Genomic DNA, 25,331 nt, shown 5'->3' on the forward strand with positions numbered 1-25,331 from the left:
GGCGCCGCTTGTGCTATTGATTGGACGAAGGCGCCAGTGGACGACGCGCCGACCCATCAGGAGCCGAACCAACGTGAGTGGTTCCGCCGGAACTGCCACCGCAAGCGCGGGGCGACAAGTCGCCGGGTTAAGCGCCTTGTTTGGCGCTTTGTACTTGATTCAAGGCTTTGCCGAGCCAACCGAGGGGCTTGTCGCCCAGCCGGTGCGCTCACTACTTAAGGAGTGGGGGTACGGCCCGGCGCACATCGGCGCCTTTGCGGCCTTGCTGGCCCTGCCGTGGTGGTTCAAGCCGATTTATGGGCTACTTTCCGACTTTTTCCCGATCGCTGGCTACAGACGTCGCAGCTACCTGATTGGCGCCAGCGCCTTGGCGATGTGCAGCTTTTTGGGGGTGTATCTGTTTCCCGTGCCGGCCGGGGCCGGCTGGCTGTTGTTGGCCGCCTTGCTCGTGCCGACCGTGGCGGTCGCCTGTCTGGACGTGGTGATCGACGCCTTGATGATCGATCGCGGCCAGCCAATTGGACTGACCGGGCGATTGCAATCGGTGCAGTGGACCGCCATGTGGGGGGCGACCATTGTGGCGGGTTCGTTGGGGGGCTATCTCGCGGAGCAGCAGTGGCAGTATTCCGGCTTTTTGATCTGTGGACTGTTGTCGGTCGCCGCCTTGGCCATTGTGCTGTGCTTTGTGCGGGAGCGGCCGATCGCGCGCGCGCAGATTGGCGCGCGGCCACGCGCCGCTGCGTCGCTGGTCGAGGCCGCTCGGTCGCCAGGGGTGCTGTTGGCGGGGACCTTTTTGTTCCTCTGGAACTTCAACCCGTTTTCCACCGCGGTGCTGTACCTGCACATGACCGAGCAGCTTGGCCTCTCGGAGCAGTTTTACGGGCATAGCGTTTCGCTGATGGCGCTGGGCGCCTTGGTGGCGAGCGGACTGTACGGTTTCTACTGCCGCCGCGTGGCGTTCGGCCTGCTATTGCATGGCTCGGTGGCGTGTGGCGTGTTGGCCACGGTGGCCTACTTGGCGCTGTGGGACAGCCGCTCGGCGGCGATCCTCTCGCTAGCGGTGGGGTTCTTTCACATGACTGGGACCATGGTGCAACTCGACCTGGCGGCGCGCCACTGTCCGCTGAAGAGCGCGGCCACGGTGTTCGCCTTGCTGATGGCGCTGTCGAACGTCAGCACGTCGCTAGCCACCTGGCTGGGCGGGCTGTTTTATGAGCGCTGGCTTGAGACGCTGGGGCCGAACATGGCGTTCAACTGGCTGGTCGTGGCTGGCTCGGCGATCAGCGGGTGCTGCTGGTTGCTGGCGCCGGCGCTAGCCCGCGACGAGCGACGGCAGACGATCCTGCTGCCGACGCCGCAGCCGGAGTTGGTCCAGCAGGCGGCTTAGTGACCTCACCACGCGATGCGGTTCGTGCAAACCCACTATCCGCCGGCTTCGATTTCCGGCGCAGGTCGTGGAGCCACGAGTTTCATTGGCGTTTCAGGTTCACGAAGAACAGCGGTTCATCCGCCTCGATGCGCAGCAATGGGCCGTCCAGGCGGTCAGTACGATAGGTTTCCAACGAAAAATCGTGGCGTTCGGCAGTCATGCCCGCGAGCCAAGGGGCATTCAACGTCCAGCCGACCCGCGAGACCAGCACCGGCATGCCGCCGCCCTCAATAGACCTGGCCGCGGAGATCGGTCCATGCCCGGTGGCTTTCAGTTCGGTGTCGTATTTGTCGGCGTCGATCTTAAAACCCGTGTTCCAACTGGTGCTGACCGCCATCGCCACCAAGTCGCCGCTTTCGGCCAGCGGCTTGCCGTCCTGGCTGCACATCGCGAAACAGACATAGCGCTCGTCGTCGCGGACGAAGGGCGTGCCGTCAGGAACGTTGAGCGCGATGCCGTCGAGCGTCTCGCCGCTTTCAAAAGCGTGCGATTCCGGGACGAATCCCGCGATCACGCGCACGCGCGGCGATTCGATGATCAATTGGCCTTGTTTCCAGCGATAGGTGATTTGCGGCGTGGGACGGCAAATGTCGTCGTACGTCGCTTGGTTTCGGCCGATGAAATGGCTTTCTGGTTCGTTCGGATCGAAACGCAAGCGCAGGCCAAACTGCATTGCCGTCGGCTGCATGCGTTGGTAGAGCGACTCCCAGTTCGCGCCTCCGTCGAAAAGCACGTCTTTACCAACGACCAGCACGGTGGGCTCGGTCGGTGGGTGGAGGTCACCATGCACAAAGATTGTCGCGGCCAGCTTCATCGACGCCAGCATCACCTCGTCGCCGCCAAAGACCACCGATTGCCAGTAATGCGCTTCGTATGGCATTTGCAGCGGGGTGGCGCGGTCTCCGTACACGTGAGCGTTGTAGTAATGCCAGTCGACGACATCGAGATCGGCGATCGCGGCGAACGCCGCGAGTCGAAGCGGATAATCGGCGCGATACTTGCCCGGCTGGAACGTCATCGTCTCATAAATGACGCCAGGGTGGTTTTCAATTTTGTTGAACGTCATCCAACTGTGCACGGTAGGCGGCTCGGCGAGGGGCATGGACCAAGGGAAGGTTGGCTTGCTTCGGTCAGAGTCGATCAAGCCTTGGTAGGAGCCGAAAGCGAACGCCGAGCCGAAGGTGTGCTCGTACGCCGAATGCATCGAAAAGCTCGCGCCGGTGTCAAACAGCACTGGCACGACGGCGGCGCCGGCCCCGGACTCGCCATGCGAGCGTACGCGCTGCATGGCCTTGGTCTTGAATTCGATGTGGAGGCCGACCAGAAAACGGGCGATGTCGCCGCCGCGCGCGGCATTGGCGTTGGCTAGAAGGGCCTGATTTTTGCTGAGATCTATATTGATCCCCAGCACGGCAGCCATTTCCGGCATGGCGGCGCGGCCCTGCAGCGGCTGGAGGAGGACGGTGGCAGCGGTCAGGGATTCGCCGGGCAGCAGTTCGCCCCAAGCGGCGCGCAGCGCTTCGTCGTCGGCATACTTGTTCCGCAACCACGCATTCCACTTGACCAGTAACGGCCGCACGATCGCCGGATCGAGCGCCGCCAACTCTCCGCCGGCTAGCATACGCGGTGTCCACCATTGCTCGTTGACCAGTTCGATCAAGGCGATGCTCGGTTCATCGGCGTAACGCCGGCCAGTGTGCTGATTGACGTGGTTCATCACCCGATCGATGTGATTGAGATAGGCCGTCTGCGTTCGCAGGTCCCATATCGTTTGCAGCGCCGAGGGGCGCAGCGTCTTGCCCTCCATCGCCTTCAGCCAATCCTCGCGGCTGACCAACGGATCGTCGATGACATCGATGTCGGCCGAGGTGATCGTGACGTTGTTAAGCAGGTCGATCCAGTTGTAGCCGCCGCTCTTGGCGATCGCGGCGAACGAGTAGTCTTGCAAGTCCATGGTCGACCCGTCGCCGCGCGCGTACTCCATCGGATAGGCCCGGCCAACGCTGATATTGCGGTAGAGATTGAAACCGAGTTTGCGGAAGTGATCGACCTCCTTGTCGATGGCGGCGGGCGTCTCGCCCAAAATTCCGGATTGGGAACCCCACAGTTTCAATCTGGCCCCGCCGGCGTGGAAGTGCCCGTCGCGCACTTGCACAAAACTCGCGGGCGACTCCGCCGTGGCGGCGCACGGCGCGGCCAGCAGGAGCGAAATCACGCTCGATCTAATAAGAAACGAACCTGCGCACATCATATTTCAATTTTATAAAGGCAGTGCCGCCGACAGATCAGTGGCGCATGATGGCGGCAGGTCAAATCTATCAGGGGCAGAAACGAGAGCCGTAAAGTGATGACACTTGCCGAAGGTCCTTGCGGCTCGGGCCAGGTTTCAAGTGTAGTCACACCTGCCCGGCCGCCGCAAAAGCGATCATCGCCGGGCGTCTCCCTCGCGCTTGGAGCGCATTTGGTCCAAGTGCCGCGCCAACTCTCGGTGTGGCGTCGTACGCCGGAGGAGCGACGGTGGTGTTGTGCATGTCGAAGCCAGCGGCAATCCGATTCTCGGCGTCGGCCCCAGGGCGAGAACCTGAATCGAACGCTGTGGCGAAATGGCAGACGCTTCTACCAACGCGGTAGACGACCGCGATTTCCAAGGCAATCGGGCGCGGAGACAACGGTTTTTGTGCGCCCCTATGCGACTTTTGTGAGTCTAGTGTTCGCCCCCAGCCAACCCGAGCGGGCGAACGCCAATTCGAGCGCCACATTGAAAGTCATTTCTGCCTTAGCGCGACTGTATTGATCACCCTGCTTGCGGGTGGTTCGCCTCAGTGCTCAATGAGTTGCGTCGCTGCGCAAATCGCTTTTACAAAAGGAGTTACCGCACAGAGTGAACCGCAAGGGGAGGCGACTCTTTTTCAAAGCACACTCCAGACGTATCGAGCCTGCCGATACGGACAAAGATTTTTTGTCCGGTTTGGCGCCTGTTTGGCGTCTATATAGATGGGAATAGCGTTTCGCATTCCCGTTCGCGCCCAAACTGGGGATGTCCGTGTCTGAATACGCGCCGAATCACGAAGGACCCGATACGCTGGACCGCTCGATTGCGGCGGCGCGGGGTGGCTCGTATTCTGCGCTGGGGCAGTTATTTGACCATTATCGCGCGTATCTGATGCGGATCGCCAACGACGAGTTGGGGAACGATCTCGGCGCGCTACTGGCGCCATCGGACGTGGTACAATCCACATTTTTGAACGCGACCAAGGAATTTGGCCATTTTCAAGGGGTGAGCGAGACCCAACTCCGCGGTTGGCTGCGTAGAATCTTGATCAACAATATTCACGACGCGCGGCGCAAATATGCCGCCACTAACTCGCAGGAAGAGTCGCTGGGGGGCGATTTCTCGGCTGGAGACGCGTTTCGCGAGCTGGTGGCCGATTGCTCGGCGCCGAGCGCAGCGCTGCGCGGGCGAGAAAACCAGGACATTGTGCATGCCGCCATGGCGCGTTTGGCCGACGAGGCGCGACGCGCCATTGAGCTGCGCAGCTTTGATGGGCGAACCTTCGAGGAAGTTGGGGCGGCACTAGGACGATCGGCCGAGGCGGCGCGCAAGATCTGGTGCCGGGCGATTGACAGGCTGGCCATTGAGCTCGCCACGCAACATGGCAACCGATCCGGATTCATTTGACGATCTGGTCGACGATTACCTCGTCGATTGTCAGCGCCGCGCCGATGCCGGCGAGCCGTTGGACCAAACGTTGTCCGACGGGCCGGAGGAGCTGCGCGCGCGGCTGGCGCGGGGGCGCGAATGCGTCGAGATGCTGGCGGCCATCAAACGCGGTGGCGCCCAGCAAAACGGTCCGCTGCTCAGGCAGCTTGGCCGTTTTGAAATCCTGAGCGAACTCGGCGTTGGCGGCTTTGGCATTGTCTACCGTGCCCGCGATCCGCGCACCGACCGCGATGTGGCGCTCAAGATTCCGCGGATCGAGTCGCTCGCGTCGGCCGAGCATCGGCAGCGCTTTGAGCAAGAGGCCCGCGCCACGGCTCGACTAGATCATCCCAACGTCGCCGCAATCCTCGAGGCCGGCATCGCCGACGACATGCCATACATCGCGACTACTTATTATCGCGGCGTCACCCTGTCTCGCTGGCTGCGAGAGCGAAAGGGCCCCGTTCCTCATAAGCAAGCCGCCGAGTTTGTTCGCAAACTGGCCGATGCGGTCGCCCACGCCCACGAACACGGTGTGCTGCATCGCGACATCAAGCCGGGCAACATCCTGTTGGCGATACCCGACGGCGAACTGCTGATCGGCAGCGAACTGAATCAGGCTGTTCCCAAGCTGATGGATTTTGGCCTGGCCAAGCTGACCGAGCGCAACGACGCGATGACGCGCACCGGTACGCTGGTCGGCACCCTGCGCTATATGTCTCCCGAACAAGCGATGGGGCAAACCAAAGAGATTGGGCCGGGCGCCGACATTTACAGCCTGGGCGCGGTGCTGTACGAACTCTTGGCAGGACGGCCGCCATTTTCGGGCGACACCGATTGGGAAATTCTGCGCAAGATCGAACGCGTGGACGTCACGCGAATTAGCCAAACGCGCGGGTCGGAAATCGCCGATCTGGAGACGATCTGCCTCAAGTGCCTGGAAAAAACGCCTGCCCGGCGGTATGCGACGGCGCGGCTGCTGGCCGATGATTTGGGGCGCTATCTGGATGGGGTGCCGATCCGCGCGCGGCGCGTGACCACTACTGAGCGTGTGCGAAAATGGGCACGGCGCAATCCTGCTTGGGCCGGGCTGTTCGCGTTCGCTACGCTGGCCGGCTTAACGCTTATCGGCGTACTCGGCTGGTCGAACTGGCGCATTGCCGGGGCGCTGCGCTCCACCCGCGAGTATGCCTACGGCTCCGACATGCGGTTGGTGCAGGACGCCTGGGAACAATCCTCGCCCGCGGACGCGCAGCGCTATTTGAACCGTTACGTGCCCAAGACGGGAGAGCACGATCTGCGCGGCGTTGAATGGCACTACCTGCGCGCCATGATGAACCACGACTCGAAGGTGATAGCCAGGCAGGACTCCGAAATCTGGTCGATGGCGGTCTCGCCGGACCAGCGGCAACTGGCAACCGGCGATCGTCACGGCGTGATCCGCCTCTGGAATCGACCAACGACTGGCAAGCCGATCGAACTCATTGCGCACCAGTCGGGCAATATCGACGGACTTCTCTTCACCCCCAATGGCCAATGGCTGATAAGCTGCGGCGACGATCGCGCGATCCGCGTTTGGGACGTGGTGACTCAGCAAATGGTTCACGAGTTGACAGGACACAACAACTGGATCGGCGCGATTGCCATCTCGCACGACGGCCGCTGGCTGGCGAGCGGCGCCGGGGGGGGCGGCGTGCTGCTTTGGGACTTGGAATCGGGCACAATGGCCCGCAAGATCGCTGCGCATCCTGGCGCGATTCGCTGGTTGGCGATGCATCCTCGCCGACCGTGGCTGGCGTCTGGCTGCGATGATGGCCAAGTGCAATTGTGGGACTACGAGCGCAACGCGCCTGCCGGCGGGCTGACCGACGCCTTGCTCGATTCGCCAGCGAATCCCTCGTGGCGCAATGCGCTGTGGGCCGATGACGACAAACTGCTGGCGCCAACCCGTAACGAACTGTGGCAGTGGGATCTGAGCCAAGCTGACAGCGGCAAGGTCGCGGTCACTCAATTTCTGTCGCCCGACAAGATCATGTCGCTGGGCGCGCTCGGCGATACTGGCATGGTGGTCGAAGGAGGCAGCGACAGCAGACCCGATGTTCGCATTCGCGACAAATCGCGCCGCCGTTCGATTGTGAAAACGTTGCACGGACACTCGGACGCGGTGCGCTGCGTGATTGGTTTGGGAGGCGACGTCATCTTGAGCGGCTCGGAAGATGGCACGGTTCGCGAGTGGAACATCGCCGTCACCGAACAGATGGGCACGCGCATTCCCACTGCCGCCACGCCACTTTGTTTTGCCTGGGCTCCCTCGCAGCAAGAACTGCTGGCCGGCCTCGAGAATGGCGAGGTGGTGAAAATCGACCGCCGCACGCAGCAACCGACTGCCACCTTGGCTCGATTAGATAGTCCGATCAGCTTAATCAAGTTCGGTCCCGACCAAGATCGCTGTGCCGTCGTCGATCGCGGCGGACAACTCGCCTGGGTGGACCTGGCTGGGGGGCCCTGCTTGCCGATCTGCAAGTTGGCGGAGCGGCCCGATCGCATGGCCATCAGCCGCGACGGGCACTGGCTCGCCTACAGTTGCAAAGAAGCGCTCGCCGTGATCGACCTGCATACCGGCAAGCAGCATGCGCGGTTCAATCATGCCGAAGGGGTGTGGGCCTGCACGTTTCTCGACGCGCGGCGACTCATCGCCGGCGACATGCGCGGCGAGTCGCGCTGCTACGACGTCGTTGATAAACGCCGGCTCGGCTTCTTGGTTGGCCATCGCAACACCATGGGCTGCGCCACTCTGTCTCCCGACGGCAAGCGCTTCGCCACCGCCGCCAAAGACAAGACCGTTCATGTTTACGATGCCCGCAGCCTGAAACTGCTATCAACCTACATGTTGCGCGACGCGCTGAACCGTGTGTACTTTCTGCCCGACGATCGACTCTTTGTGACCGGCGAAGAGATGTTTGGAATCGTCAATATGCGCACGGGCCAGACGATGCTCGATTGGCCACTGAGCGGCGACGCGAAGCCGACGGCCGATGGCCGCGCGATCGCGTTCACCGTGGGGGCCGAGTTGCGGGTCATCGATCTCGACTATCCCAGCGGGCCTACAGCCGGCGCGGAGTAAGTCGCGAACTGCGTCCGCCTTGCAGTGCGCGCTCATTTGCGATGCGCTCTGGAGCGGCTGACGGACTCTTGCCAAGCAATAGAAAAAATGACCCGAAGCGCGCCACAAGCACTGGGGGAGCTCATGGACCGCGCCTCGGGCATTCACGTGTTTTGCAAACTAACTGGTTTTCAGCGGCGCCGCGCGGCAAGCCTGCGCACGCCGACCAACGACAGACCCAAGAGGCTCCACACGATCAGGCTGGCTGGCTCGGGCACCACCGCCAACTCCGCCGATGGCACGAGCGCGTCGGTGATCGCATTTGAGCTGCGCTGAAGCGCTTGATCGAAGCGGTCGCCGGGTTGCGGGATGTCGCCATAGGGAGAAACTGATGACAGATACGTGGTGTTGAGAAGCATCTCCCAACTGGAGACCAAGTTGTTGGTATCCAGGTTGAAGATCAGTCTTGCAATGTTGAATGGCACATTCGTGCCCGAGTAACTGGGGGCCGCGTAGCGCTGGGCCTCATTGGGAACGACCAACGTGTTGGCGGGAGTTGGAGTATCGTCGGTTTGATCGAGGAACCCAGTCTGAGTGCCGACCAAAATTGCCCCGTCGCCACCGTGGCCGCCGCTGGTGCTCCCCTGGCCATTGCCGCTCGTTGGCTTGACGGTGCTAGCGGCCCACGATGACGGGTTGACGCCAAACTTGGAGACGATCCGCAGCGATTTTGAGATGTTGGAATTGACCGCGACGGCGCCAAGGCCATCGGTTGCCCAGCCGGTATCGCCCGCCAGGCCGCTGTTGGGTACGAACACCCCGCCCATGCCGAGGATTACGTCACCCACCTTCCAATTGGGATCGAGTCCATCGAGCGCCGAGCCCGATTCGAGCAGGAAGCTCGCCGAGTAGGCATCGAAGCTGAAGTTGCCGCCGCCGCGAATATACGTGCCGTTATCGAGCGAATTGCCGGCAAGTGTCCAGCCGGTATCGGAAAACGGATTGCCGGTGAGCGCCACGCCACCCCGCACGGTTGCGTTTGGCGTAAGCAGGGCAACAGCGCACACGATTGCTGGCAATAAACGGAGGGACGAATTGACACGGTGAGCCACTCGGTCGATGGACCAGCACATGGTCACAATTCCATACGTTTGCCTTCCCCTCGCTGGCGGGGGATTCACCATGCAACGATGACGTCGACCTATTCTCTAAGACGTGTTTTCTGGACCAGAACGGACACGCTTATGGGGTTTTTCTTGTGACCAAATGGGCCGAAGAATGGCGCTCGCAAGTAATGCGAACAGATCGAAAGCCAATTGAGGGGTTGACCAGTAATTTCGGCGCGGTGCGAGGAGGAGATACTCGGACCCCTGATTGTGCCGCTACGCCGTTCGATTTGTCGCGCGCCAAGCCAGCAGGCGGGCCAACTGGTAGAGCACAACCAGCAGCACGGGCCAGCAGAGGATATTGAGCGGCGGGCCCCAGCCGTAGTAGTTGAACAGGCCTTTCAGCAGATAGTCGAGCGCGACGGAGACCACGAAGATTTCCAGGCTGTGGCGGCCCATCAGCGCCAGCCAGGCCGTGGGGCGCCAATCCGCGATCCAGCGCCAAACAAGCGTAGTCACCAGCGCCAACAGGTGCATCTGCGCCACCATGTCCAAGACGCGCGCCAGTGTGAGCGGATGGCGCTCGAAGCGCAGCGCCAGCGGCACGCTCGCGGCCAGATGGGGATCGAGTTCGACCATCAATCGCCAACCCATCAGCAGCCCACAAACGATCAGGTTGAGCGTCAAGTAATAACCGGGTCGGCTGCGCCAGGCCTCTAGCACTCGCTGGTAGTGCAGGCCAAAGAGAATGCCGAGCACAAAATAGATCTGCCAACCATTCACGACAAACGCCCCGTGCGCGTTGAGCGCGGCGAAGACGGGCGCCACAACCGACACCGCGAACACCACCAGGCTCAGAACAGCTAGCGCGGCGTCGCCGCCCCACCGCTGCACGGCCAGCAGCAACGGCGTGAGCGCAAACAGGAAAATGAACACCGTCAGCACATCGCCCAAATAGGGCTGAAACTGAAGCAGAGCGATGTCGCGCGCCCACTGTGCCGCGGTTCGCGCGGGCAACATGCCAAACAGACCGGTCGTCACAATGACCACGGTGATGCAAGACGCCATTGCGTAGTGCAGCGCCAAAAAGCGAGCCGCGCGCGCCAGGTGCGGGCCGGCGCGGCGAATGCGGTCTGGCGATTTGCGGAGTTGGTAACCAATCGAAACGCCAGCCAGCAGCACAAAGCCTTCGGCCGCGAAGTTGATGCTTTGAATCACCAAGAACGCCAACGCCCGCGGATACGAAGGATGCGTGAACAAGTGCCACGAGACCATGCCGACAATGCAGATGCCGCGCCAAAAGTCGATGCGTTGGTCACGCTGCGTGGTGGGCTTGAGTTGCGATAGCGGCGCTGATGGGGCGTCGATCGAAAAGTTCGGTGCGATGAGCATATTGCCCAAGCAAGGGAAATGGCTTGCGTGGCGAACCGACGAAATGGTGGCCAAGTTGGCCAGCGCCGACGGCGAAGAGTACAACGTGGCTAACAGAACTCCCTTGAACAGTATAGTTGAGCAAATCCGCCATGCGCATTAGCCTCTTGCCCGTTCTATTCTTGGCTGTTTCCGCGGTCCACGCGGCCGAACCGGTCGATCTGTCGCGACTGGAGCTATTTGTCGATCACCACTTGATCGAGCGCCTGGAGGGCGCCGAGTTGCGACTGCAACAGCCACGGCCAGCCGGCGCGGCGCTGGCGTTCGACCGCGCCTGGGAAGGCGCGTTCTGCGGGTATGTGACCGTGTTTCACGACCCCGCCAACAAGATGTATCGCATGTACTATCGCGGCCTGCCCGAGGCGGGGCGCGACGGCTCGCCGACGGAGACGACCTGCTACGCCGAGAGTCGCGACGGCATCCACTGGTCGAAGCCGGAACTGGACATTTACGAAGTGGCGGGGGGCCGCGCGAACAATGTGGTGCTCAAGGACCAAACGCCCGCATCGCACAACTTTTCTCCGTTTGTGGACACGCGACCGGGCGCAGCGGCCGACGAGCGCTACAAAGCGCTGGGGGGGACCAGCGAATCGGGCCTGATCGCGTTTGTCTCGGGCGACGGGCTCCATTGGCGCCGCTTGCAGAAGGAGCCGGTCTTCCGCGACGAGGGGTGGGTCTTCGATTCGCAGAACGTGCCGTTCTGGTCGCCGGCGGAAGCAAAGTACGTGCTTTACTATCGCCGCTCGCCCGAGGGTGTGCGCAGCGTGGCCCGTGCAACATCCGAGGATTTTGTGCATTGGTCGGCTCCGGCGCAGATGACCTTTGGCGACGTGCCGGCCGAACACCTTTACACCAACCAGACGCATCCGTACTTTCGGGCGCCACACATTTATGTGGGCATCGCCGCGCGGTTCATGCCGGGGCGCAAGGTGCTCTCGGAGGAACAAGCCCGCGCCATCCATGTCGATCCGCGCTACTTTGGCGACATTTCGGACGCGGTGCTGCTGACCACGCGCGGAGGAAATCGCTACGACCGGACGTTCATGGAGGCCTTCGTGCGGCCGGGCATCGGTTGGGAGAACTGGACCTCGCGCACCAACTACCCGGCGCTAGGGGTGGCGCAGACCGGGCCGGCCGAGATGTCGTTTTACGTGCAGCGCAACTATGGGCAGCCGACCGCTCGGCTCGATCGATACACGCTGCGACTGGATGGCTTCGCGTCGGCGCATGCCGGTTACGGCGGCGGCGAGCTAGTGACCCGGCCGGTCGTGTGGCCCAAGGCGAAGGATGGCAAGCCGCGCGAGCTATGCCTCAATTATTCCACCAGCGCCGCGGGGGGTGTGCGGGTAGAGATTCAAACCACCGACGGCGCGGCGGTTCCGGGGTACTCGCTCGACGATTGCCAGGAGCTAATCGGCGACGAGATCGAGCGCGTCGTGACCTGGAAGGGAGGAAGCGACCTTGCGGCGCTGGCTGAACAGCCAGTGCGGCTGCGCTTTGTGCTGAAGGACGCCGACATTTACTCTCTACAAGCGCGATGACGGCCATGGTCGCACCGGTCGCGGCCGCCCGCTATCTTGAGTACAGAACCACTGGACACGACAGCCCTTGAGGTACACACCGATGAGTCGTTTGGCCGCTCGCCGCAGTTTTCTGAAGACGTCCGCCGCCGCGTTGGCCGCTGGCATGGCAGGAAGGCATCGCTGGAGCTTTGGCGCCGACGCCCAGCCGTCGAACTACGGCGGCTTTGTGATGGGCCTGCAAACGTATACCTTCCGCGAGTTTCCGGCGGAGCAGGCGCTGAAATTTGCCCACGAGTTGGGCTGCGGCACGGTGGAGATGTTCGACGCGCATTTTCCGGTCACGTCGTCGGCCGAGCAGATCGCCGCGATGAAGAAGTCAGCGGCCGCCAACGGCGTGAAGATTCTGACGCACGGCGTGAACCCCTTCACCAAGGATCACGAGGCGAATCGCCGCTGGTTTGAGTTCGCCAAGGCGGCCGGCATTCGCAACCTGTCGGCCGATCCCACCGAGGATTCCTTCGACAGCCTCGACAAACTGGTGGCCGAGTACGACGTGCGGATCGCGATTCATAATCATGGCCCCGGCGCGCGCTACGACAAGGTGGCCGACACGCTGAACGCCATCCGCGGGCGCCACCCCAACATTGGCGCCTGCGCCGACCTGGGGCACTACATTCGTTCGGCGGAAGATCCGGTCCGGGCGATCCAACTGTTCAAGGGGCGCTTGTTTGGCATCCATCTCAAGGACTTCGCCGAGCAAAAGCGTGACGCCAAGGGAGTGATTCTGGGCCAAGGGCATCTCGATCTGGCGGGCGTCTTCCGCGCGCTCAAAGAGGTTGAGTTCCCCAGCGACGCCTGCGTGGCGCTAGAATATGAGGAGAACCCCAAGAATCCGCTGGATGACGTGAAGGCCTGTTTGGCCGCGGCGGCAGCAGGGGCGCGCAAGGCGCTGGGCTGACGCGTAACGCGACAATCGGCGGCAATGCGGTAGGGAGACCAAGATGGCGACAATTCGTGAAGCGCTAACTCAATCGACCGCATGGCGGGCGCTGGCGGCGCACTACGACACGCTGCGCGACGCAAACCTGCGCGACCTGTTTGCCGACGATCCGGCGCGGGGCACGCGGTTGGCCGTCGAGGCGGAAGGAATCTACCTCGACTACTCCAAGAACCGCCTGACCGACGAAACGCTGAAACTGCTATTCGATCTGGCGCGCGAGCGTGGACTACCCGGCCGCATTCAGGCGATGTTCAGCGGCGAAAAGATCAACGTCACCGAAGGTCGCGCGGTGCTGCACGTGGCGCTGCGCGCCCCGCGCGGCGCGACGATCATGGTGGATGGCCAGAACGTCGTGCCGTTGGTGCATGCCGTGCTGGACAAGATGGGCGCGTTCTGCGAGCGCGTGCGCGGCGGCGACTGGCGGGGCTTCACCGACCGGCCGATCAAGAACGTGGTGAATATCGGCATTGGCGGGTCGGACCTGGGTCCGGTGATGGCGTATCACGCGCTGCGGCACTATAGCCGGCGCGACATGACATTTCGGTTCATTTCCAACATCGACGGCACCGACTTCGCCGAGGCGGTGCGCGATCTCGACCCGGCCGAGACGCTGTTCATCGTCGCTTCCAAGACCTTCACCACGTTGGAAACGTTGACCAACGCGCGTTCGGCGCGCGATTGGTGCGTTGCGGCGCTGGGAGACGAGCGCGCGGTGGCGCGGCACTTTGTGGCGGTGTCGACCAACGCCGCGGAGGTGGCCAAGTTTGGCATCGACACCACCCACATGTTCGAGTTTTGGGATTGGGTTGGCGGCCGCTACTCGTTCGAGTCGGCCATTGGCCTGTCGCTGATGCTGGCGATTGGGCCGGCGCAGTTCGCCAAGATGCTGGCGGGGTTTCACGCGCTGGACGAACACTTTCGGTCCGCGCCCTTGGAGCGAAACCTGCCGGCGCTATTGGGCCTGATTGGCGTGTGGTACGACAACTTTTTTGGCGCCGAGAGCGTGGCGATCTTGCCGTACGATCAATATCTGGATCGTTTCAGCGCGTATCTGCAACAACTCGACATGGAGAGCAACGGCAAGCGGGTCGATCTGGACGGACGGGCGGTCGATTACGAGACCGGGCCGGTGGTGTGGGGGACGCCGGGCACCAACGGGCAGCACGCGTACTTTCAACTGCTACATCAAGGCACCAAGCTCGTGCCGTGCGACTTTATCGGCTTTCGCCAGTCGCTCAATCCGCTTGGCCGGCATCACGACTTGCTGATGGCTAACTTCCTTGCACAGACCGAGGCGCTGGCCTTTGGCAAGACGGCCGACGAAGTGCGGGCGGAAGGGGTAGCCGAGCGACTCGTGCCGCATCGCACATTCCCCGGCAATCGGCCCAGCAACTCGCTATTGCTCGAACGGCTGACGCCGGAGAGCCTGGGCAAATTGGTCGCGCTGTACGAGCACAAGGTGTTTGTGCAGGGAACGATCTGGAACATCAATTCGTTCGACCAATGGGGGGTGGAGCTGGGCAAGGCGCTGGCGCAGCGGATTGTGCCGGAGCTGGAAAGCGCCGGCCCGCCACAGCCGGCGCATGACAGTTCGACCAACGAGTTGATTCGGCGATATCGAGAGAGGCGGTAGCGCGATGACAGAGCCAGAAGTGAATCCGTACCAAACGCACAATTTGGGCGCTGCTGTAGCCGTGCAAGCAGGTGGAGCGATTGCCGAGGATGGCCTGTTCGTGGTGCGCCGGCGCGGGACGCTGCTGCCGCCTTTCTGTGTGAAATGTGGAATGGCCGCGCAGGGCGATCCAATGAAACTCACGGCGCGTCGGGCGATCCGTCCGCGATGGCTACAGGTGGTCATCACAATTCTGCTCGGTCCGTCGGCGATCATTTTTCTCAATATGGCTCTGGAACGAGCGACGGTGCGCGCTCACCTATGCCACGCTCACCGTCGACGAGAATTGCAACTGCGCTGGTTGGTTTTCGCGATGATAGCTGGTAGCGTAGCGGCCTTCTTGATTTGCATGGCACTGGCTGCGATCTATGGCGAGATCTGGTGGTTTGCAATCGCGTTCTTGGCGTTTGCCATCGGCATGGTCGGCATTATGTTCGCGGAACTGCGCTCCAAGCCACTTGTCGCACGCAAGTTGACGAAACGCGACGTCTGGCTCGACGGGGTGCATCCCGCACTGTATCTCGTCACTGCACAAGGCCCCACCTCGGCGCAGGCGCAGCATGACAACGACTGAAGAACAATCCGCGGACGCAGCCACCCCTGCACGGCGCGCTCGCCGATGGAAGCGCGCAGCAAAATGGTTGGCGCTGGCGATCGGCGTGTATCTGCTGATTGCGTACGTTGTGTTGCCGCTCTTGTGGCGACACTACGAGCATCAGCCATCGCTCGCCACCGCGCCCAAGACCACCGACACCAGCAACGACATTCCGGGCGACCCCTTGAACGTGGGGCTGGTGGGGAGCGAGGAGGACGTGTTTCGGGCGTTCGCCGCCGCCGGTTGGCATCCGGCCGATCCGGTGACGCTCGCCTCGAGCCTGAAGATCGCCGGCAGCGTGTTGTTCGATCATAAGTATCAAACGGCGCCGGTCAGCCCGCTGTTTCTCTTTGGCCGCAAGCAGGATTTGGCTTTTGAATTGGAAGCGGGCAAGAGCGCCACGCACCGCAATCACGTGCGGCTATGGCGCGATCCGGCGGCCAAAGTGGGCGATCGCGAGTTTTGGATCGGCGCGGCCACCTTCGACCAGAGTGTGGGGCTGAGTCACTACACCGGACAGATCACGCATCACATTGCCGCCGATATCGACGCCGAGCGCGACCTGGTGATTGGCGACCTGGCTAAGGCCGGACACGTGACGACGGAGTATCAAGTGTCTGGCGTGGGGCCGACGTTCAACGGCCGCAATGGCGGCGGCGACTGGTATTACACCGACGGCGAGTTGACGGTGGCGGTGCTGACCGAAGGGGGCGCGCCAGCGGCGAAACGCGTAGAGCGGTTGGCCAATCCGGCCGTAGTGCATTGGAAGAACCGGTTTTGGCAATGGTTGCGGCACAACGTGCTGTAACTGGCCGACTGTCGCGAAGTGGCGGGGCTTAGTATCCTAATGGCTCGCAGGCGATTCACCTGGAGCACGCAAGCCGTGAAGCTGCTTTTCGCCATCATTCAGCCCACCAAGCTCGACGCCTTGCGCGAGGCGCTCGACAAGATTGGCGTCACCCGCATGACGGTGCTCGACGCGCAAGGCTACGGCCGCCAGCGCGGCCGCACGCACCTGTATCGCGGGCGCGAGTACACCACGCATCTGCTGCGCAAGGTGGAACTGGAGATTCTGGTCAACGACGACTTTGTCGAACGGACGATCGAGACGATCGTGAGCGTTGCCCGCACCGGACCCGAGGGGACGATTGGGGACGGCAAGATTTTTGTGGCGCCGGCCGAAGAAGGCATTCAGATCAGCGACGGGCAGCGCGGACCGGGCGCGGTGTGACGGCAGTCGTTGTGGGGCGCGGAATCAGCCGCCGATCATCTCGCGCACGAAGCGGACGCGCGGCTTGCCCCCTTTGCCGGTGACGTGCTCGGTGACGTAGCGCAATTTGCGCGAGGGGCGATCGGGATCGACGAAGTCGTCTCCCTTTTGCAGGATGGGGCGATGCTCGGGGATGCCGCCAAAATCGCGCGTGCCCGCCGCCTGGCAAGGGAACCAGTAGCCGGCGCCCGACGCATCGGCCAGATAGAACTCGGGATAGCAATGGCCGGGCACCCAGACGGTGCGGGCCGGGATGCCATTGTTGCGGCACATGGCGATGAACAACGAGCTAAGCTCCTCGCAGTCGCCTTCCTTGGCGCGGAGCGCGCTGAGCGCGCCTTTGAAGTCGCCTTCGCGGTACTTCACATTGTCGCGGACCCAATCGTAGATCGCTTCGACCTGGCTCCAGGCGTCGTCATCGGCGCCTTTGATGATCTCTTTGCTGAGCGAGCGAATCTTGGGACTGCGCGTTTCGATGCCAGGGCTAGTGCCTAAATACGCGCGAATATCCTTAGGCAGCTTTTTGGGGATTTGCAACTCGCTGGTCTCGTCGGGGGAAATGAGCGAATGCCGCGTGACTTCGATGGTGGTGATGGCGTGGCACTCTTCTCCCGCGGCAAGGTACGGGATGCTCAGCACCATTTGCTTGACGCCTCCTTCCAGTTCGCGGTACTGGATGTCGTGCACCGAGGGAGAGAGGTCGTCTTCGATGATCTTGACCTGCTGCTCGCGCCAATCGACCGGCATGGGGGTGGTGGCCACGATGCCTTGGCAGGGTCCGTTGGCCGCCGTGACCACGATGCCCACGCGGTAACGTAGCACCATTGGCTCGCCGAGGGCCGGTCCGTGGTTGGCGGCGGGTGGTGTTGGCGTGGCAGCCAGAGCGGCGCTCGCGCATAGCGCAAGCAGAAGCAACCAGAACGCAGAGCAGCTTTTTAGCATGTGCGTTTCACCCCCCTGATGGCGATGAGAGGAACGGGGCCGCGGCGCGCGCGAGCCTTGCCTCATTATATACGCCGCGAGTGCAGGAATAACGCCGAGCGCGCTAGCGCGCCGGCTGAGGCCGCAGGATAAAGACGGCCTGAACCCGTTCTGCCGATTCTTCGGGCACACTGTCGCCGGCTGGCGCTGAGGCGTTTGCCGCTGGCAATGAGGCTGATTGCTCGGCGCCGGGCGCCGCGGCTGCCGCGCCGGCCAGCGATTTTTGTTCCGCCGTGCCGTCGCTTTTCGCCGCAGCGGCCAGTTGTGACTGCCGTTGGTCGGCAGGCTGGTCAAGCGAAGCGCTTAGCTCCGCTTCGGTCATTGCTCGATAGGCGAGCGAGCGCAAGGGGCCATCGGCCGCTTCGAGCGACGCCAACACACGATCAAGCTGTGCCCGATCTGCGGAAACGCGCAGTACAATCGGCGCGCCGGCGGGTCGCGCTTCGTCAGCGGCCGCAAGCGCCGCAGGGATCGCCCGCAGTCCCTGCTGGCTCAAGGCCGCTTCGAGCGCCTGCCGGGCGTCGTCGGTGGAAGCGACCGTCGCCTCGGCGACAAACAGATTGGGGAGCACGGCGGACTCGGCGGCCAAGGGCATCGATTCTGGTTCTTGCGCTGGCTCGGCACGCGACTTTCTGGCTCGCATCTGCACGTCTGGCGCTGAGTATTCGGCAGGCGGGGGAACGGCCGCTGGCGCCATTGCTGGAGCAGGACGATGAGGAGCGGCCTCATCTGCCTGATGGACTTCGTGCCGCTGTGCGGATTCTTTCGTGGCGGAATTGACCGCTAGCTCCGCCGTGCGGCGCGGCGACAGAAACATGACCACCAGCGCCGCGGCGGTGGCCAGCGCGGCGTAGGCTAACGGACGCCAACCGCGCCCCCCGGCGCCGAACCACGCGCCATCTTCGCTGGGCCGGGCCACATCGTCGCGCGTTACGGGGCGATGGTCAGTGGAGTTGGTCGCGTTGATGCGGCGCAGGATGCCGGCGGCGTAATCGGCCGGCAGCGATTCGGCAGGCTGTTCGCGCAGGGCGCGGCGGATGGACTCTAGTTCCGCAAGGTACTGGCGCGCCGCCGGTTCGCTTTGCAGCAGCGCCTCGGCGCGCAGCCGTTCTGGTCCGGCGACTTCGCCATCGAGATACGCGCTCAGCAGTTCTTGATCGGCTTCTGTCACAGCATGTCCTGCTCAATCGCCGGCAACAGCTTGGCGCGCAACTCTTGCCGCGCGCGGAAGATCCGGCTGCGCACGGTGCCGATTGGCAGCCCCAGCAACTCGCTAATCTGTTCGTATGACCATTCTTCCATTTCGCGCAGCGCCAGCACCTGCCGATGTTCTTCGCTCAACGACGCCAGGGCGCGGCGCACCAGTTCGGCTCGGTCGCGCCGCGTCTGGGCGGCGTCGGGACTGCCATCGGCGCCGACGCGGTCGACGACGCTGGCATCCCAATCGGCGAGCGATATGGCGGGGCGGCGCCGGCGGCGTTGACTCAGCATTTGATTCACGGCGATCCGGTACAGCCAGGTGTAAAAGCCGCTGGCATGCTGGAAGCTGGAGAGCTTGCCAAACGCCTGCAGCCATGCGTCTTGCGCCACATCGGCCGCCTCATCTGGCGAGCCGCAAAAATGGAGCAGACCACGATACAACCGATCCTGGTAACGCCGCACCAACTCCCCGAACGACGCGGTCTGACCTTCCAAGGTCTGGTCGATCAGCGCTCGATCGGTGGGTTCGATGGCGGCAGTGACCTGAAGTTCTGGCATTTCGACGCGGCGCCGATGGGAAAAGTTCCCGCACTGCGGCCATTATAGGGGGAATTTTGCGGGCCGCCCCATATGGCCATGGCGCCGGGAATTGTATGCGTCGCTGGTTACTTTCGCTGGCGGCGTTCGCGTTCGTAGCGAATGCGGCAACCGCGAGCGACTGTTTCCTTCACTTGAGGGGGGACTCCCGTCAGCGCCGCGGCGATGGCGGGCTCCAGGTAGTTGTTCTTTGCAAGCGCGGGATTGCTGTTGTCGTCCATACCGCCCATATAAACGATCTTGCGGTCACGATCGAGCACGAAGAACTCTGGGGTGAAGTTCGCGCCGTACTGCTTGGCGATCTGCTGAGACTGGTCATACAGATAGGGGAAGTTGAATCCCTTGCTTGCGGCGCGCTCCTGCATCTTGTCGAGCCGGTCGGCCTCGATCTTGTTGACGTTGATGGCCACCAGCGCGACCTTGGCGCCTTCGCCCGTGTGCTTCTTGGCGAGCGCCACAATGCGGTCTTCGTAGTCGACCGCCACCGGACAGCTATTGCAGGTGAAGACGACGACCACGACCTGCTTTTCCTGGAGATCGGCCAGCGAGTGCTGTTTGCCATCGACCCCCGGCAGATCGCTCCAGGCGGGGGCGGCATCGCCGATGTTGAGCACGTCGTTGTATTCACCAGCCAGGCAGGCGGCGGCGAGCAGGAGCCAGATTCCGATGGAACACATGAGACCACGCATCTTCGTTCGCTCCGACATGCCGGGACGCATTTTTGATACCGAGGCAGACAAAGGGCTGTTGTCTAACCCTGCAAGGTCCGCGTTTCCGGGGCTTCCGTCGGTCGCCCCTCAGCCATTGGCTAGCGAGGACTTGCTATTTATGTTTGCACGTTACGTTAGACATCTGACCGGAGCGAGGCAAGCGCCTGGCGTGGCAATGACATGGACAATTCAAGGAGTCAGCATGCAGGTTGGTCCCGTAACGCTCATCGGTCGTCACGTGCGGCTAGAACCGTTGTCGCCAAGTCATTACGAACGGCTGGTCGCGATCGGCGCGCAGCAGGGGATTTTCCGCTGGTTTCCGTACGAGATCGAAGCGGCCGAGAATCTGACCCTGTATTTGCACGGGTGTCAGGCGGCGATGCAGGCCGGCACGCTGATCGCCTTTGCCACGATCGAACAGGCGACCGATTCCCCGATCGGCGCGACGTGCTTTTTGAACATCGACTCGGCGCACCGCCGGCTGGAAATCGGCGGCACCTGGGTCGCGCCACCGTGGCAACGGACGGCGGCCAACACCGAGGCCAAGTATCTGCAATTGCGACACGCTTTTGAAACACTGGGCGCCGTACGGGTGGAATTCAAGACCGACTCCTTGAACGAGCGCTCGCAGGCGGCGCTGGCGCGGATCGGCGCGGTGCGGGAAGGAACGCTGCGCAGTCACATGATCTGCCCCGGCGAGCGGCTGCGCGATAGCGTGTACTTTAGCGTGATCGCCAGCGAATGGCCCGAAGTGAAGCAACGCTTGGAACAGCGCCTGGCGGGTTAGGCGGGAGTCAGTTGCGAGGGAGAGGCGGCAGCCGCCCGGGCCGCCACCGGCAGCGGATTGCCCGCCTCTCGCGCGCGGCGGGCGCCGCGTTTCCATTCTTTGTCGAGGTCATGTTTGTAGAGGTAGTTGTCGATCTGCATCGTATGTCGCTTCACGCCGACAAAATCGCCATTGAACCGCTTGTCGTCGGCGGCGATCGCGGCGCGCATTTCGGCTTCGCTCGGCAGCGCGTATTCGCCCGCCAGATAGGCGGCGAGCCAAGGCGCCTGAATCTCGACAAACTTGATGATGCTGGGGACGGCCTGGGCGAAGCCGACAAACAGCAGGTTGGGCAGGCCGGGGTGAAACGCCCGTTTGAACAACGGAAACACGTTGTCTGGCGCCGACAAGAACGACTCGTCGAAGAACGGGAACGTGATCTTGTAGCCGGTGGCGTAGATGATCGCGTCGAACTCCTCGGCGGAGCCATCTTCGAAGCGGACCTTGTCTCCCTCGAGTCGTTGGATGTTGGGCTTCACGCGAATATCGCCCGAACCGACGCGAATCAAAAATTCGCTCGACACCGTGGGATGGGTGGCCCAGAGCTTGTGTTTGGGTTGCGGCAGTCCGTAGCCATCCATACGGCCAATCGCCAAACGAATCATCAGCGACCCGAGCAGGCGCTGCGGCCAGAGCGGCAGCCAGGGCTTGGTGCGAATCAAACGGTCAACCGGCTGGCCAAAGAGATACTTGGGGATGATGTAGGCGCCACGGCGAGTCGACACGACCAGGCGCGCGGCGACGCCGCGATGCCCTAATTCGCAGGCGATATCCATGGCGCTATTGCCGACGCCGACCACCAACACCCGCCGGCCGTGCAGATCGTGGGGAGTGAACGAATCGATGTACTCGTGCGAGTGAAGTTGAATTCCGTCGAACTGGCCGGGGAACGCCGGTTCTGGCCAGCGTGGATCCCAGTGATGGCCGTTGCAGACAATCAACACGTCATGATGAACAAACTCGCCGCCATCGAGCGTGAGTCGCCAGAGGCCATCGGGCAATCGCTCCGCGCGCTGGACGCTGGTATTGAACCGCACCCGCTCACGCACGCGGAAGTGATCGGCGAAGTCGTTGAAGTATTGGCAGATTTGCGTGTGATGCGGAAAGTCGGGATAGTCGTCTGGCATGGGGAAATCGTCGAACGCCGACGAGTAGCGCGACGAATCGATATGCAGCGAGCGGTAAGCGCTCGACATGCCGTTCTTGTTGCAGAAGACCCAATTACCGCCGATCGCATCGCTCTTTTCGTAGAGGACACACGGCATGCCGCGCTCGATCAAGGCCTTGGCCATGGACACGCCGCTGATGCCGGCGCCGATGATTGCAATCGAAGGATAAGCTGGCATGGCTGTCTCTGCCGTGCGGGGAAATCGAACTGAGGAGCGCGTTTACTTTAGCAAAGTGCCGGCCCGCTTCGCCAAACTATTCTGCCTTCGCCCCAACAGCCGGATCCGTGTCAAAAGGCGGCGCCACTTTTTGCTCGCGGATGCGGATCGGTCCCTGGCAACATTCGCACACTTTCAGCTCGAACATCGGGATCGCGCAGATGTCGCACCAGTAGTCCAGTTCGTACTTGCCGTCGCCCTTGAGCGTGTACACGCGGATCACCTGCACTACTGGGGCGGTATCGAAACGGCGGACCAACAACTCGACCGGAATGTCGCGAATGCGCTCGTCGAGCCAGAAGCCGCGCCCGCGAGCGTCTTTAACGAGCGGATAGAGGCGGCCGTCGGCAGTTTCCAGGGCGCAATACGCCTGGGCCGCATCGGCGTCGGTCTTGATGCCGTGCAAGCGCTCAAGCGCCTCGGCCAGCCAGACGACCTTTCCGCGCAGCGATTCAGTGCTGTAGGTCGCCTGAGTTTGCTCGCCGGGCGGTCGCTCGGCGGCGGTATCATCTGCGCGCGCAGGGGCGAAAGTCAGCGACGCGGCAAGCGACGTGGCCGCCGCGAACGCCAGCCAAAGCGGGATGTGAGCTTCCAAACGGCAACTAGCGGCGAGCGCGCTCATTCTTGTCCGTGCCCAACCACAATCAGCCGCACGGGGACGTCGGTTCCGTCTTTTCCCTTGCCCGTGAAGCTCAACGTCCACCATTCGCTTTCCTCATCGTGCTCCAGGGCCGGCTCGCTGGCGGCTTCGGGGGCGCGCTGTAGATAGAAGATAGCGGGGTGTGTGGTCTCGGCGGCCTCGGCGCTGGCCTTGAAAAGCGCCTCGGTGTCGAGCGGCGCGGTGGATTGATCGTCGGCCGCGGGGAGCAGCAGGAAGAAATCGCGCGTTGGCGCCGTGCCGACATGATTGCCATCAACCGGTTGCCGACCGTAGCGCACCGTATAGACGCCGGTCTTGATCTCCTGATCGCGGAAGTCGGCGCCTTTCGACTTGAAGCGGGCCACGCCCACCAGGCTGCCGGGGACCAGCGGGTAGATGATTTCGTTCGTGGCCGAGAAGCCTTCGGCGGTGGACCACTCCTTGGTCGGCCAGAACTCGAGATAGGCGCGGCTCCCCTTGGAGATCTTGACGCCCGATTCGCCCAATTGGGCGGCAATCTCGGCGGCCAGGTCGGCTGTGGGTGGACCTTCGCTGGTGGCCTCGACTTTGTAGTCGGCGCCAAGCGCGCCGGCGACGAACGAGAGGGACAAGACCAAAGTGAACATCGCGCACATTCTCATTGCTTTGCTTCTCCGCCAGAGTTGCGCGGCCGCTTGTGGCCGCTGCTGGAACCCGCTCATTATAGACCGCGCGAAAAGACAGCGCAAAACGGGCATCTAGAATCACTTGCGCCGGGCAGGCGGATTGGGGACATTGCCTGTTTGGGGCCGCGTCGCCACTCACTTGGGATGCCGACAAGTCAGGGGTATAACGGGCGCTGGTGGCTCTGACGTTCGCAATTCATCATCCCGCTTGACCAGGAGACCGACGATGGCCGTGGCGCAAAACACAACCCGCGAGTCAAAGGTCAACACGGCCAAGGCGAGCGGACGGCGATCAGTGCGATACAACTCGATCGACGATTTGCTGGCCGATGCCGAGCGGCTGGCGAAGAGCCCGCATCGCACGATCGGCAACTGGTCGCTGGGCATGATCCTCAAGCACATTTCCGACGCGTACAAAATGGGGCTCGACGGGGCGGCTTTCATGGCGCCGTGGCCGCTGCGCTGGTATCTGCGGACCTTCATGAAGCAGCGATTTTTGCAGGGGCCGATGCCGGCTGGCTTCAAGTTGCCCAAGCGGGCAGCTTCGCTGCTACCGAGCGAGACCAGCCCGGCCGATGGGCTGGCCGCCTTACAAAAGGTGACGAGCCGCTGGAAAAGCGAATCGCAACGCGCGATTCACCCGGCCCTGGGCAACCTGACTCCGGCGGAGTGGGACCAGTTGGAACTGCGGCATGCGGAACTGCACATGAGCTTTGTGCTGCCCGAATCGTCAGGCTGATTGCCCACACCATGGCGATCAAATGACGTACGATGGCGCCTATGCGCGGCAACTGGTTTTTGGTGGTGGTGATCGGGTTGGCGCTGGCGGCGCCGATCGCGCCGTTCTTGCTGTGGGGATCTCATCTGGAGCCAGCAATTGAAAGCTGGCTCCAGCAGCGTCACTCCCCTTGGCTGATCGCCGCCGCGGTGATCGGCTTGCTCTCGGTGGACGTAGCCCTGCCGATCCCATCGAGCTTTGTCAGCACCTATGCGGGCGCCGAGTTGGGCATGGTGGCGGCGACCATCGTGAGTTGGCTGGGCATGACCCTAGGCGCAAGCATCGCGTTTGCGATGGCAAGGGTCGGCGGCCGTGCGGCCGGCAGCGCCGATCTGGAGGGGATGGAGACTGCCGCTCGCCGGTTGGGCGCCCGGCTTTTGGTGCTCACGCGCGCGCTTCCGATCTTGGCGGAAGCGAGCGTATTGGCGCTGGGGGCGCTGGGACTCTCTTGGCGAAGGTTCTTCCCGGCGGTGGCGCTGTCGAATCTGGGGATTGCCGCGATTTATAGCGTGTTTGGCGCGTTGGCCCGCGAACAGGAGGCGGTTGTTCCGGCGATGGCCGCCTCGGTGGTGGTTCCATTGGCGGCGGCGGCGCTGGTGCGGTGGCAATGGACAAGGCCGCTCGCCAAAGATTGAGACAAAAGTCGTGCTTTCCCCCCTAATGGCTGCTACGCTCGTGGACAGCTTGGCATTCGATAACCCTCAAGCGAGCACGAGGTGA

The 25,331-nt window shown here is 62.7% G+C and carries 24 protein-coding genes; 14 read left to right on the forward strand and 10 right to left on the reverse strand.

The window, feature by feature from the left end; translation table 11 throughout:
- The first annotated feature begins 73 nt into the window (after nucleotides 1-73).
- Entirely contained in the window at nucleotides 74-1,387 is a 1,314-nt protein-coding gene (locus K1X71_04475; GenBank protein MBX7072379.1) for an MFS transporter, read from the forward strand.
- 82 nt (nucleotides 1,388-1,469) lie between these two features.
- Here K1X71_04475 and K1X71_04480 read toward each other — a convergent pair whose 3' ends face one another.
- Complete coding sequence (locus tag K1X71_04480; GenBank protein MBX7072380.1) at nucleotides 1,470-3,089, reverse strand: hypothetical protein; 1,620 nt, start codon at nucleotides 3,087-3,089, stop codon at nucleotides 1,470-1,472.
- Here K1X71_04480 and K1X71_04485 point away from each other — a divergent pair.
- The 3 genes from K1X71_04485 to K1X71_04495 all read left to right on the forward strand — a co-directional run bounded on the left by K1X71_04485 (nucleotide 3,066) and on the right by K1X71_04495 (nucleotide 8,253).
- Complete coding sequence (locus K1X71_04485) at nucleotides 3,066-3,695, forward strand: hypothetical protein (protein ID MBX7072381.1); 630 nt, start codon at nucleotides 3,066-3,068, stop codon at nucleotides 3,693-3,695. The genes K1X71_04480 and K1X71_04485 overlap by 24 nt on opposite strands.
- 771 nt (nucleotides 3,696-4,466) lie before the next feature.
- The gene (locus K1X71_04490) at nucleotides 4,467-5,108 is read left to right on the forward strand and encodes a sigma-70 family RNA polymerase sigma factor (protein MBX7072382.1); all 642 of its coding nucleotides are present in this window, start codon (nucleotides 4,467-4,469) and stop codon (nucleotides 5,106-5,108) included.
- Nucleotides 5,083-8,253 carry a protein kinase gene (locus tag K1X71_04495; protein ID MBX7072383.1) on the forward strand — a complete coding sequence of 1,057 codons (3,171 nt, stop codon included), beginning with the start codon at nucleotides 5,083-5,085 and terminating at the stop codon, nucleotides 8,251-8,253. Before K1X71_04490 ends, K1X71_04495 begins: the two co-directional genes overlap by 26 nt.
- 170 nt (nucleotides 8,254-8,423) lie before the next feature.
- On the opposite strand, the gene K1X71_04500 is transcribed toward K1X71_04495, so the two are convergent.
- Both K1X71_04500 and K1X71_04505 read right to left on the reverse strand, forming a co-directional pair.
- Complete coding sequence (locus K1X71_04500; GenBank protein MBX7072384.1) at nucleotides 8,424-9,299, reverse strand: hypothetical protein; 876 nt, start codon at nucleotides 9,297-9,299, stop codon at nucleotides 8,424-8,426.
- Nucleotides 9,300-9,614: 315 nt separating this feature from the next.
- Nucleotides 9,615-10,730 (reverse strand): OpgC domain-containing protein, encoded by a 1,116-nt coding sequence (locus K1X71_04505; GenBank protein ID MBX7072385.1) that lies wholly within the window; start codon nucleotides 10,728-10,730, stop codon nucleotides 9,615-9,617.
- Here K1X71_04505 and K1X71_04510 point away from each other — a divergent pair.
- From K1X71_04510 to K1X71_04540, 7 genes are all read left to right on the forward strand, one after another.
- Nucleotides 10,723-10,872, forward strand: a complete 150-nt coding sequence (locus K1X71_04510; protein MBX7072386.1) for a hypothetical protein — start codon at nucleotides 10,723-10,725, stop codon at nucleotides 10,870-10,872. The two genes, K1X71_04505 and K1X71_04510, sit on opposite strands and share 8 nt — an antisense overlap.
- Nucleotides 10,862-12,310, forward strand: a complete 1,449-nt coding sequence (locus K1X71_04515) for a hypothetical protein (protein MBX7072387.1) — start codon at nucleotides 10,862-10,864, stop codon at nucleotides 12,308-12,310. The genes K1X71_04510 and K1X71_04515 overlap by 11 nt, the downstream gene beginning before the upstream one ends.
- Nucleotides 12,311-12,392: 82 nt before the next feature.
- The gene (locus K1X71_04520; GenBank protein MBX7072388.1) at nucleotides 12,393-13,250 is read left to right on the forward strand and encodes a sugar phosphate isomerase/epimerase; all 858 of its coding nucleotides are present in this window, start codon (nucleotides 12,393-12,395) and stop codon (nucleotides 13,248-13,250) included.
- Nucleotides 13,251-13,293: 43 nt separating this feature from the next.
- The gene (pgi, locus tag K1X71_04525) at nucleotides 13,294-14,925 is read left to right on the forward strand and encodes a glucose-6-phosphate isomerase (protein MBX7072389.1); all 1,632 of its coding nucleotides are present in this window, start codon (nucleotides 13,294-13,296) and stop codon (nucleotides 14,923-14,925) included.
- A 19-nt stretch (nucleotides 14,926-14,944) separates the two neighbouring features.
- On the forward strand, nucleotides 14,945-15,538 hold the full coding sequence (locus K1X71_04530; GenBank protein MBX7072390.1) for a hypothetical protein: 594 nt from the start codon (nucleotides 14,945-14,947) through the stop codon (nucleotides 15,536-15,538).
- An 85-nt stretch (nucleotides 15,539-15,623) separates the two neighbouring features.
- Nucleotides 15,624-16,367: an LssY C-terminal domain-containing protein gene (locus K1X71_04535; protein MBX7072391.1), complete on the forward strand. Its 744-nt coding sequence runs from the start codon at nucleotides 15,624-15,626 to the stop codon at nucleotides 16,365-16,367.
- 75 nt (nucleotides 16,368-16,442) lie between these two features.
- Nucleotides 16,443-16,790 carry a P-II family nitrogen regulator gene (locus K1X71_04540; protein MBX7072392.1) on the forward strand — a complete coding sequence of 116 codons (348 nt, stop codon included), beginning with the start codon at nucleotides 16,443-16,445 and terminating at the stop codon, nucleotides 16,788-16,790.
- 24 nt (nucleotides 16,791-16,814) lie between these two features.
- Here the strand turns inward: K1X71_04540 and K1X71_04545 are convergent, their stop codons facing one another.
- The 4 genes from K1X71_04545 to K1X71_04560 all read right to left on the reverse strand — a co-directional run bounded on the left by K1X71_04545 (nucleotide 16,815) and on the right by K1X71_04560 (nucleotide 20,296).
- On the reverse strand, nucleotides 16,815-17,654 hold the full coding sequence (locus K1X71_04545; protein ID MBX7072393.1) for a transglutaminase-like domain-containing protein: 840 nt from the start codon (nucleotides 17,652-17,654) through the stop codon (nucleotides 16,815-16,817).
- Between the two features lie 220 nt (nucleotides 17,655-17,874).
- The gene (locus K1X71_04550; GenBank protein ID MBX7072394.1) at nucleotides 17,875-18,981 is read right to left on the reverse strand and encodes a hypothetical protein; all 1,107 of its coding nucleotides are present in this window, start codon (nucleotides 18,979-18,981) and stop codon (nucleotides 17,875-17,877) included.
- The gene (locus K1X71_04555) at nucleotides 18,978-19,568 is read right to left on the reverse strand and encodes a sigma-70 family RNA polymerase sigma factor (protein MBX7072395.1); all 591 of its coding nucleotides are present in this window, start codon (nucleotides 19,566-19,568) and stop codon (nucleotides 18,978-18,980) included. Before K1X71_04555 ends, K1X71_04550 begins: the two co-directional genes overlap by 4 nt.
- A gap of 107 nt (nucleotides 19,569-19,675) precedes the next feature.
- On the reverse strand, nucleotides 19,676-20,296 hold the full coding sequence (locus K1X71_04560; protein MBX7072396.1) for a thioredoxin family protein: 621 nt from the start codon (nucleotides 20,294-20,296) through the stop codon (nucleotides 19,676-19,678).
- A gap of 223 nt (nucleotides 20,297-20,519) precedes the next feature.
- Here K1X71_04560 and K1X71_04565 point away from each other — a divergent pair, with 223 nt between their 5' ends.
- Complete coding sequence (locus K1X71_04565) at nucleotides 20,520-21,104, forward strand: GNAT family N-acetyltransferase (GenBank protein MBX7072397.1); 585 nt, start codon at nucleotides 20,520-20,522, stop codon at nucleotides 21,102-21,104.
- On the opposite strand, the gene K1X71_04570 is transcribed toward K1X71_04565, so the two are convergent.
- From K1X71_04570 to K1X71_04580, 3 genes are all read right to left on the reverse strand, one after another.
- Nucleotides 21,101-22,489 carry an NAD(P)-binding domain-containing protein gene (locus K1X71_04570; GenBank protein MBX7072398.1) on the reverse strand — a complete coding sequence of 463 codons (1,389 nt, stop codon included), beginning with the start codon at nucleotides 22,487-22,489 and terminating at the stop codon, nucleotides 21,101-21,103. The two genes, K1X71_04565 and K1X71_04570, sit on opposite strands and share 4 nt — an antisense overlap.
- A gap of 76 nt (nucleotides 22,490-22,565) precedes the next feature.
- On the reverse strand, nucleotides 22,566-23,150 hold the full coding sequence (locus K1X71_04575) for a hypothetical protein (GenBank protein MBX7072399.1): 585 nt from the start codon (nucleotides 23,148-23,150) through the stop codon (nucleotides 22,566-22,568).
- Nucleotides 23,147-23,794, reverse strand: a complete 648-nt coding sequence (locus K1X71_04580; protein ID MBX7072400.1) for a hypothetical protein — start codon at nucleotides 23,792-23,794, stop codon at nucleotides 23,147-23,149. The genes K1X71_04575 and K1X71_04580 overlap by 4 nt, the downstream gene beginning before the upstream one ends.
- Before the next feature lie 265 nt (nucleotides 23,795-24,059).
- Between K1X71_04580 and K1X71_04585 the strand changes: the two genes are divergently transcribed.
- The gene (locus K1X71_04585; protein MBX7072401.1) at nucleotides 24,060-24,572 is read left to right on the forward strand and encodes a DUF1569 domain-containing protein; all 513 of its coding nucleotides are present in this window, start codon (nucleotides 24,060-24,062) and stop codon (nucleotides 24,570-24,572) included.
- Nucleotides 24,573-24,604: 32 nt separating this feature from the next.
- Nucleotides 24,605-25,246 carry a VTT domain-containing protein gene (locus tag K1X71_04590; protein ID MBX7072402.1) on the forward strand — a complete coding sequence of 214 codons (642 nt, stop codon included), beginning with the start codon at nucleotides 24,605-24,607 and terminating at the stop codon, nucleotides 25,244-25,246.
- The last annotated feature ends 85 nt before the right edge of the window (nucleotides 25,247-25,331 follow it).

This window comes from Pirellulales bacterium, from assembly GCA_019694455.1.
Taxonomy (GTDB): domain Bacteria; phylum Planctomycetota; class Planctomycetia; order Pirellulales; family JAEUIK01; genus JAIBBY01.